We start from the raw sequence: 14,515 nt of genomic DNA on the forward strand, positions 1-14,515 counted from the left end.
GGAGAAGATTGCGGAACGCTCCCCACGGGGCGGCCACCAGGCGGCATCGCCCGGTGGCCGCCCCGTCGGGCGTTCGCGGTACGGGCGGGGAACAGCAGCGGGGAACGACGAGAGATGGGGGTGGGGGCCGATGGCCTTCTGGGACGGCATACGCGACAGCCTGGGCGGCTGGCGGGGCAGCTCGGCACAGTTCGACTCCGGCAGCGCCGCGACGAACTCCATCGAGCTGACGAAACGGCACCCGACGGTGTCGCTCGGCAAACAGGGCGCGGACACGGGCAGCCTGCGCGTCAACCTCTCCTGGCGCATGCGCACCTCCGACATCGGCGGACGGCAGAAGCACGCCGGGAACTTCTTCAGCCGCTCCTTCAAGTTCTTCCAGCCCGAGACGGTCCAGGCGCACACCCAGGGCGTCGTCAACGTCGACCTGGACCTCGGCTGCCTCTACGAGCTGAAGGACGGCAGCAAGGGCGTCGTACAGCCCCTCGGGGGCTTCTTCGGCGACATGAACGGCCCGCCGTACGTCAAGCTCAGCGGCGACGACCGGTTCGGTGCGCCCTCCGGCGAGACGATCTTCATCAACCTCGACCACCGCGACGAGATCAAGCGGCTCCTGGTCTTCGTCTACATCTACGACCAGACCCCCGCCTTCGACCGCACCCACGCCGTCGTCACGCTCTACCCCAGCAACGGCCCGCGCATCGAGATCGCCCTCGACGAACGGGCCCCGCAGGCCCGCTCGTGCGCCGTCTTCACCATCGAGAGCGGCAAGGAGGGCCTGACCGTGCGCCGCGAGGTGAAGTTCGTCTACGGCTTCCAGGCCGAGCTGGACCGCCTCTACGGCTGGGGTCTCCAGTGGGGCAGGGGCTACAAGACGAAGGCATGAGAAAAGGGCGCGGACCGGCCGAAGACCCGTCGCAGTCGAAGCACCGAGCCCCCGCGCGGCACGCCGCACCGTCAACGCCGTCCACGTGTGGGCGGCGTTGAGCATATTTAAACCTCCATTACTGCATTTCCGCTGCACTGTTCGAGTGGCTAAGAAAACCACTGGCGTGCCGGGCTGAAGAAATCTGACCTGCTTTTAGCTGGTCAATTAATCTCGGGCACGGAAAGTCAGTGGCCGGGGAATTCCGGCGGGGTCTTCGGTATCCCGTTCTCCGGTCGTATTCCGGGTCCTTGCGCGCCTCGCGCGCCGGGCCGGGAGCGGCGATGGAAGGACGGAACACGGCGTGTCAGCCGCAGCCCCACCAGCACCCCCGAGACCGCGCAGCGCGCATCAGACGAAGCCCGAGCCCCCCGGCGCCCAGCGGGTCCGCTCGGCCCTGGCCGTAGCCATGGTGGTCTGTGCCTTCGCAGCTGTCCTCGGCGAGGCGTACTACCGACGCTACGAGGCCCACATCGGCGGCTTCCTGGTCCAGGAACTCCTCGGTGCCTTCGTGCACATCGACCCGAACCGCCCGGACTTCTACTTCAAGCTCGGCGAGTCGGTCATGGGTCTGCGCATTTCCTACGGTTGCAGCACCAGCATTCTCGTCTTCCCCGTGCTGCTTTCCTCCGCGCTCTGCCTCCGTGGCCGCGGAAACGTCGGAAGAGTTCTCCTGGCAACCGGTGTCGCTATTGCAATCGTATTTATTACGAACTGTGTGCGACTGCTCGTCATCGCCCAATTCGTCGGCAACTGGGGAACCCTCGCCGGGTTCGGCTGGGGCCACACCGTCGTGGGCTCGCTCGTCGTGCTCGTCGGCATCGTCGTCGCGTACTTCCTGTACATGCGCATTCTCTTCGCCGATCAGTCCGGGCGAAAAGGTCGCTGGGAATCCGTCTCACACCGGTAAACGCGGCACTCGGCACTCGAAGAGGTCCAAGGAAACGACATGTACCAAATCCCCAAGAAGCCGGGCGGCCTGGCGGTGACCGGAGTGCTCTCCTTCGGCGTCAAGGTCGCGATCGCGGCGGTCACCATCGCCGTCGGAATCCTCCTCGTCCGCTGGGCGATGATGCGCCGTCGCGCAGCCAGGGGGCAGTGACATGACACTGCTTCCCATCTCCATCGCGGTCTCGCTGCTGCTGGCCGTCATCTTCCTCATCTACGTCACCATGCTGGTCGAGCGCTATGTGCGCTACCTGCGCCACGAGCCGGCCGACCCGTCCGACTTCACCTGGCACTTCGTCATCCCCGCGCTCAATGAGCAGGCGGTGCTCGGCGACACCCTCGACTACCTGACCGGCACCTTCCCCACCGCCAACGTCTGGGTCGTCGACGACGCCTCCGAGGACGCCACCGCCGCCATCGCCACCGAGCGGGCCCACGGCAACGAGCGCGTCAAGCTGCTCAGCCGCGTCCTGCCGCTGGCTCGTACCGGCAAGGGCGACGCGCTCAACCACGCGTACAAGCAGATCGCGGCGGGCATTCCGGCCGACCTGCAGGACCGCCACGTCATGATCGTCGTCGACGCCGACGGCATGCCCTCCACGAACCTCCTTCAGGTCTGCGCGGGCGAGAAGCTCTTCGGCGACGAGGGCATCGCGGCCGTCCAGGTCGAGGTCCGGATGATCAACCGGGACGTGCACCAGCCCCTCAAGGAGGGCAGCCGGTTCGCCAACTGGTACGCCCGCACCCTGGTGCGCCTCCAGGACATCGAGTTCCGCGGCCCCATCTCCGCCATGCAGATGCTCCGCGGCCGCACCGGCACCATCAACGTCGGCGGCAACGGCCAGCTGGTCCGCATGTCCGCCCTCACCTCCATCGCGGGTGAGCAGGGCGAACCCTGGGGGCAGGCGCTCCTGGAGGACTACGAACTGGGCCTGCGCCTGATGCTGGCGGGCTGGCGCAACGCGTACACCGTCGACTCGTGGGTCGAGCAGGAGGGCCTGTACGAGCTCTCGCTGCTGCTCGCCCAGCGCACCCGGTGGGCGCAGGGCTCCATGCAGTGCCTGCCGTACCTGCGCAACGTCTGGGCCAGCCGCAACTTCTCCAACGGCGGTCTGGTCGAGGTCACCTACTACCTCTTCCAGCCGTGGATGCAGATCATCGGCTCGATCGTCTTCCCGATCCCGGTCCTGGTCTTCATCCAGAACAACAGCCTCTACAACAGCTTCGTCTCCGAGTACCTGCTGTTCGGCGGCGCGCTGATGTTCGCCTTCTACGCGGCCGTCGGCCTCGGCGAGTTCGTCATCTGGGGCTACCTCTACCGCCGCTACTCCGAGAGCGCGATCAGCATGCCGCGCGCGCTCGGCTGGGGCTTCGGCCTCATCGCGTACAACTTCCTGATCTACGTGATCGCCTGGCGGGCCCTGTTCCGCCTGCTGGGCGGCCGTCACGAGTGGCCCAAGACCCTCCGCAACGCGGAGTCGTACGGGAACGTCGGCGGAACGGGGTCCCGATGACCCTGCCGCCGTCACCACGGCGCCACCGGCGCGCAGGGCTCCTGGCCCTGCGCGCCGCGCTGGCGGCTGCCGCGCTGCTGTCCACCAGCAGCTGCGCGCCCGGTTTCACCGTCGGGCAGGGGCCGCTCGCCACCGACTGGCGCAACGGCACCTGCCACCGGCTGACCTCGGCCTTCGACGCCGGGCTCGAAGTGGTCTCGGAGAGCGCCCCCTCGGTCGCCTGCAACACCCCGCACAACACCGAGACCCTCTCGGTCAAGAAGCTGACCGGGCCGCTCGCCCAGTACAAGGAACGGCCCAGCCCGTTCCTGATGGCGACCTCGATGGGCCCACTGTGCAACCGCGAGGAGCTGGCCGCGCACCTCGGGGCCCGCGCCGACCAGCCGTTCCACGGCATGCACGTCACCGCCTTCGGCCCCACCCGCAAGGAGTGGAGCGAGGGCGTGCGCACGGTGCGGTGCGACGCGGTGATGGAGTACGAACAGGGCAAACCGTTCATGAACTACATGCTCCAGCGCCCCTTCAAGGACATCCTGAAGTCCGAAGCGGGCACGCCCTTCCGGCTCTGCCGCACCACCGTCGGCAAGGAACTGCGCAACGTCGGCTGCGACAAGCCGCACCAGGCGGAGTCCGTCGGCTACGCGCCACTGGCCGCGGCGGGCACCACCGCCGCCCAGCGCTGCGCGAAGACCGTCCGGGCCTACATGCGCCGCGCGCTGCCCGCCCGGTACGCCGTCCTGCCCGACCCGGTCGTCGCCCACTCCGACCAGATGGTGCACTGCTGGGTCGGCCAGGCCGACCGCACCGAGCTCAGAACCGGTTCTCTGTACGCCACCGAGGACGCCGCTCGGGCCGCCGACAACGCCGCGAAGAAGGCCGCGAAGAAGGCCGCGAAGAGCGCGGCGAAGAACGCAGCGAAGGACCGCACCACGACAGGCGGATCGTCATGACCTCTGTGATTCCCGAAGGTTCGCAGGCATCCCCGGGCACCGTGACCGGCCCGCAGGCCGCCGAAGAGCGCCACGCCGCCGTCTACCGGCCGACCACCGTCACCACCTCCCGGATCAGACGCACCGCGATCCTGGTCGGCGTCCTCGCGGCGGCGGCGATGCTCGCCCGGCTGTTCCTCGGCGGCACCGTCGGCATGGCGGACAACTACGACGGGCACCGGCTCACCTGCCAGCTCGACGTCATCGTCCACGACCCGGACACCAGGGCCGCCTTCGAGTACGTCTCCACCCGCTACGACGAGCACAAGTGGTACGGCGAGGTCTGCGGCTCCGGCGGCGAGGTGTACGCCTCCACCGCCCGCTACCTCCTGCTCGCCGCGAAGACCCTCACCCCGCTGTTCGGTTACGCGGGCGCCCTGGACCTCAGGGTCCTCGGAGTGCTCTGCGCCCTGCTGTTCGGGGCCGCCACCGCCCTGCTCTACGTGGCGCTGCCACTGCGCACCTGGCTGCGCGGCCTGGTCACCGTCCTGCTCGCGGCGGCCACCCTCGACTCGGTGGTGGCGCTGTACTTCATCTCGCCGCTGAACGAGTCCGCCGCCGTCGTGGGACTGGTCTTCACGCTGGCGATGATGTTCCGGGTGGTGCGCGGGCCGCAGGCGCGCTGGGGCGATCTCCTGGGTCTCACCTTCTGCGCCCTGTTCACCGTGCTGGCCAAGACCCAGATGGCGACCGTGGTGATCGCGGTGCTGCCGGTGATGCTGCTGCGCGGGGTCAAGCTGCCCTGGCGGAAGAAGCTCCCCGAGCCCTCGGGCGACGGCGGGCTCAGCCGTGCGGTGCGCGGCGCGGTGCGACGGCTGCCCGCCATCGCGCTGGCGCTGGTGCTGGCCGCGAGCACCGGGGCGTACGCCTCGGCCAAGCCGACCTGGTTCCAGGAGATGTACAACTACCACCAGGTCTTCGTGGAGATGCTGCCGCACAGCCCCACTCCCGAGCAGGACCTGGTCGAACTGGGCCTGCCGCCCCGCTTCGTGGAGCACACCGGCACCCGGCTCAACGGCTCGGGCCTCACCTGGAGCCAGGACTACCGGATCTTCTACGACCAGGTGGACACGCCCCAGCTGATGGGGTTCTACGCCCGCCACCCGGAGCGGCTGATCGGCATGGCGGACCGGGGCATGGTCGGCATGATCAACGGCCGGGCCAGTTACCTCGGCAACTACCCGGAGGGCACCGGCAACGCGCCGTACGCCAAGGACTGCCGGGTCTGCCTGATCTCCGGCGCCTACCACCTGGCCAAGCCGGTGCGCTGGATCGTCTTCCCGCTCCTGTGGGGCGGCTCGCTGGGGCTCGGTCTGTGGATCGCGACCCGCCGCCGCATCAACCCGGGGCTGCGCGGCACCGGCGTGGTGCTCGCCAGCGTGACCCTGGCCACCCTCGCCCAGTTCTGGGCCGTGATGTTCAGCGACGGCAGCAACGACCTGGACAAGCACATGGTCTTCGCCTGGTACGGCACCGCGCTGCTGCCGGGCCTCCTGCTCGCCGCCCTGGTCGCGCTGGAACAGGCGGCCCGGCCGGTGTCCGGACTCGCGGGGGTGCCGGGCCAGCCCGGAACCGTACCCGCGAAGTCCGGTGCTCGACCGCAACTTCCCTCTCCCGCACAGGAGGGCCCGCACGCCGGCTCCGGCGCATGACAGCAAGGGCTCCAGGGCCGAGAAGAACCGGGTGTTCCGCGTGCTCCCCGATCAACTATCAGACAGAGAAGGAGGATTGATGTCAGTCGGCTCCGTTCGACAGGGCGGTTCCCAGAAACCGTCCAGGCTGAGACGTCAGTTCACCAAGGCAGGTGTGGTCACCGTAGGTGTCGCCACGCTGATGTCGGGCGTCAACGCCCCCGCGTTCGCCGCGGGCCGTCCCGCGCCGGGCGGCGAGCGCGCCGCGTTCGCCGACACGGTCGACTTCGGTGAGGCCCCCACGGCGTCGCTGTCCGACTTCAACAGGGGCACGTTCCCCTGCGGCGGTTACATCAACCAGGGGCCCAGCACCGACGAGGTGATCGCCACCTGGTCCGGACGCTCCGGGTTCTGGGGCGGCGGCGCCTGTCCGGCCAACAACGTCGGCGACCAGAGCGCCATCGGCTTCAAGCCTTCGGTCAAGCAGGTCGAGGACGTCGAGACCGACTTCCAGATGGCCGAGGTCTCGCGCTACAACAACGTGATCCAGGGCAGCTCCTCGAACCCCCAGGTCACCGGCAAGCTGCACCTCTTCCTCCAGAAGAAGGACGTGGTCTGCACCTGGAAGGTCATCGAGACGGACAACCGTCCCGGTGACGTCCCGGACCCGGTGACGATCGACTGCGGCGGCACCATCGAGCCGTTCACCTCGGCCAACGGCAAGAAGTACGAACTGGACCTGCGCGGCTTCCGCGAGGGCACCCGGGACGGCTCCGGCAAGGTGACCTGTTCGCCGAGCAACCCGCTGATCCAGACCTGGCAGACGCTGGAGCGGTCCACCACGGGGGCGTGCCTGTTCGCCCGCCTGGTGGGCGTTCCGCAGCAGCTTGAGGTCAAGAAGACGGTCGACAAGGCCACCGCGCAGTACGGCGACGTGGTGACCTACACGGTCACGGGCACCAACACCGGCACCGCGGACCTGAAGCCCGCGAAGATCACCGACGACATGACCAAGGTCATGGACGCCGCGGAGATCACCGGCGTGCAGTCGGCCACCGTGGACGGGCAGCCCGTCGACCCGCCCACCTACGACGACGCCACCAAGAAGCTCACCTGGAGCGGCGACCTCGCCGTGGGCAAGAAGGTGGAGATCACCTACCGGGTGCGCACCAAGAAGCTGGCGGGCACCGACAACCAGCTCGACAACGTGATCACGGCGCCCGACTCGAACTGTGCGAACGGCACGGCGAACGACTGCAAGACCAACACCAAGATCACCGAAGTGCCGCTGAAGGTGAAGAAGGCGGTCAGCAAGACCACCGCCGAGGCGGGTGACGTCGTCACGTACACCGTCGAGGTCGAGAACCCCGGCAACAAGCGTGACGAGGTCGAGGTCGTCGACGACATGACGGCCGTCCTGGACGCCGCCGACATCGACGGCACGCCGAGCGCCACCGTCAACGGCGCGGCCGCAGCGGCCCCCGTCTTCGACGCCGCGGCCAAGAAGCTGACCTGGAAGGGTCCGATGGACGCGGGCGCCAAGCTGGTGCTCACGTACAACGTCAAGGTCAAGAACCCGCTCGCGGGCGACAAGAAGCTCAACAACGTCGTCAAGGTGGAGGGCTCCAACTGCGAGGCCGGTACGGCCCCGGAGTGCACGACCCAGGTCACCACGATCGAGACGCCGCTCAAGGTCAAGAAGACGGTCGGCCAGAAGGTCGCGGGCGCCCGCAACACGGTCGAGTACACGATCGTGGTGGAGAACCCGGGTGCGGCCCGCAACCCCGTCAACGTCACCGACGACCTGACCCAGGTGCTCGACGCGGCCACGCTGCGCGGCGCGCCGACCGCCACGATCAACGGCCGGGCGGTCAGCCCGTCCCCGGTCTACGACCCGGCGACGAAGAAGCTGACGTGGACGGGTCCGCTGGGCCGCAACGAGAAGCTGGAGATCGCCTACCGGGTGCAGACCCCGCGCGCGGCCTCCGGTGACAAGCAGCTGGACAACGGCGTTACCGTGCCGGACTCCAACTGCGCGAATCCCGCCGCGGACCCGCAGTGCCGGACCACGGTGCCGATCGCGGACGTGACGATGACGAAGACCGGCCGTCCGGCCCAGCCCCGGGTGGGGCAGAAGTACTTCTACACGATCGTCCTCAGCAACACCGGCAAGGTCGACCTGGTCGGCGGCGCGAGGCTCAGGGCCACCGACGACCTCCGGGACGTCCTGGACGACGCCAACTACAACAACGACGCCAAGGTGCAGTCCGGCCCCGCCGGGCGGCTGACCTTCACAGGGGGCGCGAACGCTTCGCTCAAGTGGGAGGGCGACCTGAGGGTCGGCGAGACCGTGACGATCGTGTACTCGGTCACCGTGAAGCGTCAGAACCTCGGCAACATGGAACTGAACAACACCCTGACCAGCGTCTACGACCTGTCGTCGGTCCGCGGTGCGGTACGCCGTGCCGAGGAGGACGGGGAGAACGCCGGTCACTGTGAGAACGGCGACCCGCGCTGCGACACGAACACTGGTATCGCCTACCTGAACACGGTGAAGACGGCGTCTCCGGCGAAGGTGAAGCCGGGTGAGACGGTGACGTACACCTGGAGCCTGAAGAACTCGGGCAAGGCCGAGGTCGCGGGTGACCCCGATTTCGACTACGTGGTGGACGCGATTCCGGGTGTGCTGAAGTACGCGGACTACAACGACGACATCAAGGTCGTCGAGGGTCCGGGTGCGGTGTCCTTCGCGGACGGCAAGCTGAAGTGGACCGGTCCGCTGAAGGTCGGTGAGAAGGCCGTCGTGACCTTCAGCGTCACCGTCCGCAAGGACGCGCTGAAGGGGCTCCCGAAGAACAAGGGCGCCATGATGACGAACACGGTCAACACGGAGTACAACTGCTGGCCCGGGCAACCCGAACGAGCCGCCGGAGAAGGTGTGCTCGGCCACGGTGGAGATCGTCCCGCCGGTCGTCGTCGACCCGCCCGTTCCGCCGGGTCCTGACCCGGAGCCGGAGCCGTGCAGCAAGAAGCCGGGCTCGAAGAACCCGTGCAAGCCGGTCAAGCCGGTCAAGCCGTGCAGTCACAAGCCGGGTGCCACGCACCCGTGCAAGCGCAACGGCCACCAGCCGCAGGGCGGCAGCCTCGGACAGCTCGCCGAGACGGGCGGTGACACCGACTCGCTGCTGGCGATCGGCGGCGTCTCCGGTCTGCTGCTGCTCGGCGGCGGACTGACCCTGGCGGCCTCGCGCCGACGCAACCACTGAGCACAACCGGTCACTGCCGTAAGGCAGCTGACTGAGCGTCATCACAACTGAACAGCTCCACGGGTGAGCGTGAGGCCCGCACCGTCCCGGTGCGGGCCTCACGCCGTGTCGTGGCGGCCCCGGAGCCGTCCCGCAGTGCTACTGGCGGGTCATCAGCTCATCGGGGCTATTGATCTTGCCGGGTGCAAGCGGCGGGCGCACGGGTGTCTGCGCCCGACTGGGGGGTGGCGTCGACCTACGGTCGGAGCGCCCCGGCAAACCGATCGTCGGCCAGCCCTTCCGTTGGAGAGAACATGATGCGTAGGCGTGTTGCTGCTGTTGCCCTGCTGCTGAGTACCCTGGTCGGCCCGGTCGGAACCGGGATCGCCGCGGCGGAACCGGAGCGGCCTCCGGCGGGGCCGCAGGGTGCCCGGATGGACGGGCGCGGAGCCAGCGTCTCGCTGTCTCCGAGCGGCCAGCAGGTGATGCCGGGGCAGCGGGTGGACGGCGTCCTCACGGTCATCAACGACACGACGGACGTGACGCCGGAAACGCTCACCGTCTACCTCTACAACGACAGCTCCTTCCCCTCCTGGTACACGAGCTACACCTGCCCCGCCGGGTGGATCGACCTGGACAGCGGCGACCCGAAGAACCCGAAGGCGGCCTGCAAGTTCGCCGACGAAGCGGTCGGCGACGGGAAGCCGTGGCCCCCCGGCTCCCGCGCCGAGATCAAGGTGACGTACGAGGTGCCTGCCGACGCCCAGCCGGGGGCGGTGCGGATCTTCTCGAGCGGGGTGGACTTCTGGGACCCGCGCACCAACGCGATGTCCACCAAGTACATCGACATCGACGACTTCACCGTGGTCTCGCGGGCCGAGATCCCGCTCGTCGACCCGTGGATCCTGGGCGGCGCCGCGGTCGCGCTCGCCGCGGTCGTCTACGCCCGTCGCAGGCAGGGACAGGACGGGGCGGGGCCGCGCATCGCGGTCTGACGGCGGCCGGGGTCGAGGGCGGCATCTGACGAAATGTCAGGTGTCGCCCTCTCGCGTGCGCGGCTCCGTTAGGCCGATGCAAGTAACCGATATGTCCATTAGGGGGCGAAATGCTATAGAAATCAGCATATTCATCCCCGAATGTTGATATGCAGAGCACGGAAAGATCACCAAGTGTGTTCGTGCTCTCACTCCTGGGTACGCAGGGGGCGGCGGACGCACTGTCGGAAAACCACCTCTTGGAGACAGCAAGTGTCAGCCAGTTCAGCAGTCCGCAGCACGAAGCGGGTGACCCGCCGGCTGCCCGCAGCGGTCGTCACCGGCTCCCTGGCCCTCACGGCCTTCATGTCCTCCCCGGCGTTCGCGGACACCTCGTCCGTGGCCACCGGGACGGCGGCGTCCGCCAAGCGCGACGCCGACCCCATCGGCGCCCTGGCCAACAAGATGGCCGCGGACATCGCCCGGGAGGTCGCCGACGAATTCGCCGCAGAGGCGCAGAAGGGCGCGGTCCCGGCTCCGGTGCCCGCTCCGGCGGACAACGCCAACCGCAACCGCACGGCCCAGGAACTGGTCGACTCGGTCCGCGAGCTCGCGGCGCAGGGACCGGACAGGGCGCTCGGGAGCAAGGCCGCCATGGCCTCCCCGTTCCCGGTCAAGGAGACCTTCTCCGGCGCCACCGCCCCGGACTGGAAGCTGGACGGCTCCGCGAAGCTCGACGGCGGCTGGCTGAAGCTCACCCCGGCCGAGACGGACAAGAAGGGCGTCGCCCTCCTCCAGAAGGCGTTCCCCTCCACCCAGGGCTTCACCGTCGAGTTCGACTACGCGGCCTACGGCGGCACGAAGTTCACCGACGGCCACACCGGCTTCGACCACTACGGCGACGGCTTCAGCGCCTTCCTGATCGACGGTGCGAAGGACTCCGGTCCTGGCGCCACCGGCCCCGGCCTCGGCTACTCCTGCGCGTTCTGCAAGCCGGGCGACCCCCGCCCGGCCCCGCGCGAGGGCGTCACCGGCGGCTACATCGGCGTCGGCTTCGACGAGTACGGCAACTACGCGGGCGACGCGGCGGGCAACGGCCACGGCTCCGAGCCCTTCGGCGGCTTCGACAACGCGCTCGGCTACTCGCCGGACACGGTCTCGGTGCGCGGCTCCGGCGACAAGAACACCGGCTTCGAGTACCTGACCGGCACCAAGCCGGGCGTGGGCATCGAGGGCGACCGAGGCGCGGGCAAGAAGGTCAAGCTCTCGTACGACGGCAAGGGCAAGCTCAGCGTGACGCTGAACGGCAAGGTCGTCATCAAGGACTACGACATCACCAAGGGGAAGGGCCAGACCGCCCTCCCGGCGACGCTGAAGCTCGGCTTCGGCGCCTCCACCGGTGGCGCGACGCGCAACTACGAGATCCGCAACGTGGTTATCAACGCCCCGGCGGACCTCGGCCTCAAGAAGACCGGCACGGCGAAGGTCGTCTCGGGAGGCAAGGTCACGTACACGCTGACCGTCACCAACAAGGGCCCGGCCAACGCCATGGGCGCCACCGTCGTCGACGCCGTCCCGTCGTCGATCGTCGGGACCACGTACAAGTGCGCGGCCACCATGGGCGCCAAGTGCGGTGCGGGCAGCAGCGGTTCGGGCAACAACATCAATGCCAAGGTCGACATCCCGGTCGGCGGCAAGGCGACGATCACCATCATGGGCACCGCGTCCAAGGCGGGCAACGTGGTCAACACGGCGAAGGTCACCCCGCCGCCCACGGTGACGGACCCGAACCCGAAGGACAACACGTCCACCACGACCACCACGGTCACCAAGAAGACCCCGGACAAGAAGCCCAAGCCGGATGGCGGCGGTGGCCACAAGCCGGGTCACGGCATGCCGTAGCCAGGGCACGCCGGTACCGGGCGGGACTCCCCGCCGACCCCCGCCCCAGGGGGCGGTACCGGCCGGCGGGCCGACCGCCACGGGCGGCGTACCGGTCCACTCCGGACGCACACCACGCGGTCGGCCCCGCCCCACCCCTCCGGCGGCGGGCACACGGTGACGTGCGCCCGCCACCGGACCCGCCCCGGCACCGTTCCGGTCCCCGGGGCGAGGCCCCGGCACCCGAGGGTGCCCCGGGCGGCCCCTGCGCGCGAGCGCCGGGCCCCGTATCCCTCCGTGCGCAGCGATGCGCGCCCGCAGGTCCGGCCCTCCGGGGCCGGGGAGTCGGCGGCCCGGCCGCCGGCTCCCCGCCCGGAGCGCCACCCGTTCCCCCGCCCAGCCCCGAGGAGTGCGCATGGTCGCCCGAGCAGACGCGGTTCCCGCCTCCGCCACCCACGGCTCTCCCTCGGACGCGTCGCCCCTCGGCGACACCACCACCCCCGTCTCCTCCCGTCTCGTCCCATGGTGGAACACGGCACTGACAATCGGCGGGGCCTGCGCCCTGGTCCTCCTCGGGGTCCAGCGCCGCTGGGTCGCCGACGACACCCGCGTCCACCTGCGCACCGCCCGGCAGTTCTTCGCCGGGAACGGCCTCGTCCTCAACGCGGGCGACCGCGCGGAAGCCTTCCTCAGCCCGCTCTGGCAGGGCATGGTCATCGCCTTCGGGGCCTTCACCCCCGACTCCGCGCTCTCCCGGCTGACCGTCGTCCTGGGCCTGTTGCTGGCCGCCGCCGGGCTCGCCCTCGCCGTCGACGGCGCCCGCGTCCTGCACGGCCACCTCCTCGGCCGCCGCCTGCCGATGCTGCCCGCCGGGGTGCTGGTGCTGCTCGCGCTGCCGCCCGTCTGGGAGTTCAGCGCCGCGGGGCTCGACACCGGGGCCGTGTTCCTGTGGACCGCGGGGGCCTGGCGGCTGATGGTCGCCTGCCGCCCCCGGGGCCGCCCCGGCGAGCTGTACGAGAGCCGGACGGGCTCGCTCCCGTACCTCTGCGCCTTCGTCGTCGGGCTCGGTCCGCTGGTGCGGCCCGAACTCGCCATCGTCTCCCTGGTGTTCCTCGGTGCGCTGCTGTGGATGCTGCGCCCGGCCCGGTGTGCCGTCACCGGGATGCTGGCCGCCGCGCTGGCCCTCCCGGTCGCGTACGAGATCTTCCGGGCCGGGTACTACGGCGTGCTGCTGCCGCTGCCCGCCATCGCCCACGAGGCCACCGGCGTCCACAGCGAGCGCGGCCGCCTCTACCTCGAAGACTTCGTCGACTCGTACTGGATGCTGCTGCCGCTGACCCTCCTCGGCGGTCTCGCCCTCCTCTACGCGTTCGCCGACAAGCTGGTCGCGCCGCGCCGCACGCCGCTGGAGGCGACCGCCCTGCGGCAGGGCCGGGGCAGCCTCCTCGCCGGGGCGCCGCTGCTCGCCGGATGCCTTCTCGCGCTGTACGTGTGGCGGGTGGGCGGCGACCAACTGCACGCCCGCGGCGCGCTTCCCGCCCTGTTCGCCGTACTGCTGCCGGTCATGGCGGTGCCCGTGCGGCGTGTCCTGGTGACCGTCGTCGGAGCCCTCGTCGTGTGGGCGGCGGTCTGCGTCTCGCCCCTGCGGGCGCCGTACGACGGCGGGGACGGCAGGTTCTTCGACGAGCGCGCCCACATGGTGCAGACGACCGGTGACCGGCACCCCGGCGAGCGCACCTGGAGTGCCGCGTTCCCCGCCCTCACCACGGCGGTGCGCTCCGCACAGCCCTCCCTCTGGTACTTCGACGGGGGCCCGGCGCGCGGCAGTTACCGCGCACTGCCCCTCGCCCCGGGCGTGGACCGGCCCGTCGTCGCCGCCGGATTCCTCGGCGCGGTGTCCGGCGCGGCCCCGCTGGACACCGTCGTCGCCGACCTGTGGGGGAGCGCCGACCCGCTCGCCGCGCACCTCGTGCCGGTGCTCGGCTGGTGGCCGGGACAGGAGAAGTACCTCGGCAACGCCTGGCTGTTCGCCCGGTACGCCGCCCCCGCCGCCGCCCTGCCGGGACCCGGCGAGCTGACCCGCCACCACGACGAGGTCGGCGCCACCCCGGACCGCGTCGCCGCCGCCCGGCGGGCGCTCGGCTGCGGCGCGCTCGCCGAACTCCGCGAGTCCACCGGCGCACCCCTGACCGCCGGACGCTTCTGGCGCAACCTGGTGGGCTCGGCATCCCGCACCCGCCTGCGCGTTCCGCGCGAACCGGCCGCCGCCGTACGGGAGTTCTGCCCGCGCAAGGGCACCCCGGCGCTCGACCCGAAGAACGGCCACCGGGCCCCCGCCACCGGCCACCGGCCCCCCGCCCCCGTGCGTGACGCCCCCCGCACCCCCTGAACCGCTCCTCTGCCGTACC

The 14,515-nt window shown here is 70.1% G+C and carries 11 protein-coding genes; all 11 read left to right on the forward strand.

The annotated features are described in order from the left end of the window. Positions 1 to 130: 130 nt before the first annotated feature. The 11 genes from OG897_RS08190 (at position 131) to OG897_RS08240 (ending at position 14,496) form a co-directional block, all read left to right on the forward strand. Positions 131 to 886, forward strand: coding sequence for a Tellurium resistance (locus OG897_RS08190; RefSeq protein ID WP_266654296.1), 756 nt, complete (start codon positions 131 to 133; stop codon positions 884 to 886). A 343-nt stretch (positions 887 to 1,229) separates the two neighbouring features. Next, positions 1,230 to 1,835 carry an exosortase/archaeosortase family protein gene (locus OG897_RS08195; RefSeq protein ID WP_266654298.1) on the forward strand — a complete coding sequence of 202 codons (606 nt, stop codon included), beginning with the start codon at positions 1,230 to 1,232 and terminating at the stop codon, positions 1,833 to 1,835. Positions 1,836 to 1,874: 39 nt separating this feature from the next. Beyond that, positions 1,875 to 2,027 carry a hypothetical protein gene (locus tag OG897_RS08200; protein WP_266654300.1) on the forward strand — a complete coding sequence of 51 codons (153 nt, stop codon included), beginning with the start codon at positions 1,875 to 1,877 and terminating at the stop codon, positions 2,025 to 2,027. 1 nt (position 2,028) lies between these two features. Then, positions 2,029 to 3,387, forward strand: a complete 1,359-nt coding sequence (locus tag OG897_RS08205; RefSeq protein WP_266654302.1) for a glycosyltransferase family 2 protein — start codon at positions 2,029 to 2,031, stop codon at positions 3,385 to 3,387. Then, positions 3,384 to 4,337 carry a septum formation family protein gene (locus OG897_RS08210; RefSeq protein ID WP_266654304.1) on the forward strand — a complete coding sequence of 318 codons (954 nt, stop codon included), beginning with the start codon at positions 3,384 to 3,386 and terminating at the stop codon, positions 4,335 to 4,337. Before OG897_RS08205 ends, OG897_RS08210 begins: the two co-directional genes overlap by 4 nt. Beyond that, positions 4,334 to 6,028, forward strand: a complete 1,695-nt coding sequence (locus OG897_RS08215) for a hypothetical protein (RefSeq protein ID WP_266654306.1) — start codon at positions 4,334 to 4,336, stop codon at positions 6,026 to 6,028. Before OG897_RS08210 ends, OG897_RS08215 begins: the two co-directional genes overlap by 4 nt. 154 nt (positions 6,029 to 6,182) lie before the next feature. Further along, positions 6,183 to 9,011, forward strand: coding sequence for an isopeptide-forming domain-containing fimbrial protein (locus tag OG897_RS08220; RefSeq protein WP_266654308.1), 2,829 nt, complete (start codon positions 6,183 to 6,185; stop codon positions 9,009 to 9,011). Continuing rightward, complete coding sequence (locus OG897_RS08225) at positions 8,959 to 9,273, forward strand: LPXTG cell wall anchor domain-containing protein (RefSeq protein ID WP_266654310.1); 315 nt, start codon at positions 8,959 to 8,961, stop codon at positions 9,271 to 9,273. Before OG897_RS08220 ends, OG897_RS08225 begins: the two co-directional genes overlap by 53 nt. A 293-nt stretch (positions 9,274 to 9,566) precedes the next feature. Continuing rightward, positions 9,567 to 10,247 carry a hypothetical protein gene (locus OG897_RS08230; protein ID WP_266654312.1) on the forward strand — a complete coding sequence of 227 codons (681 nt, stop codon included), beginning with the start codon at positions 9,567 to 9,569 and terminating at the stop codon, positions 10,245 to 10,247. 252 nt (positions 10,248 to 10,499) lie between these two features. After that, complete coding sequence (locus tag OG897_RS08235) at positions 10,500 to 12,128, forward strand: hypothetical protein (protein ID WP_266654314.1); 1,629 nt, start codon at positions 10,500 to 10,502, stop codon at positions 12,126 to 12,128. 394 nt (positions 12,129 to 12,522) lie between these two features. Continuing rightward, entirely contained in the window at positions 12,523 to 14,496 is a 1,974-nt protein-coding gene (locus tag OG897_RS08240) for a hypothetical protein (RefSeq protein ID WP_266654316.1), read from the forward strand. Positions 14,497 to 14,515 lie beyond the last annotated feature (19 nt).

The organism is Streptomyces sp. NBC_00237, from assembly GCF_026342435.1.
GTDB lineage: Bacteria > Actinomycetota > Actinomycetes > Streptomycetales > Streptomycetaceae > Streptomyces.

Excerpts from the sequence above, each read along its gene's own strand:
- OG897_RS08190 (WP_266654296.1), top strand. The coding sequence starts at position 131 with ATGGCCTTCTGGGACGGCATACGCGACAGCCTGGGCGGCTGGCGGGGC.
- OG897_RS08200 (WP_266654300.1), top strand. The coding sequence starts at position 1,875 with ATGTACCAAATCCCCAAGAAGCCGGGCGGCCTGGCGGTGACCGGAGTG.
- OG897_RS08205 (WP_266654302.1), top strand. The coding sequence starts at position 2,029 with ATGACACTGCTTCCCATCTCCATCGCGGTCTCGCTGCTGCTGGCCGTC.
- OG897_RS08210 (WP_266654304.1), top strand. The coding sequence starts at position 3,384 with ATGACCCTGCCGCCGTCACCACGGCGCCACCGGCGCGCAGGGCTCCTG.
- OG897_RS08215 (WP_266654306.1), top strand. The coding sequence starts at position 4,334 with ATGACCTCTGTGATTCCCGAAGGTTCGCAGGCATCCCCGGGCACCGTG.
- OG897_RS08230 (WP_266654312.1), top strand. The coding sequence starts at position 9,567 with ATGATGCGTAGGCGTGTTGCTGCTGTTGCCCTGCTGCTGAGTACCCTG.
- OG897_RS08240 (WP_266654316.1), top strand. The coding sequence starts at position 12,523 with ATGGTCGCCCGAGCAGACGCGGTTCCCGCCTCCGCCACCCACGGCTCT.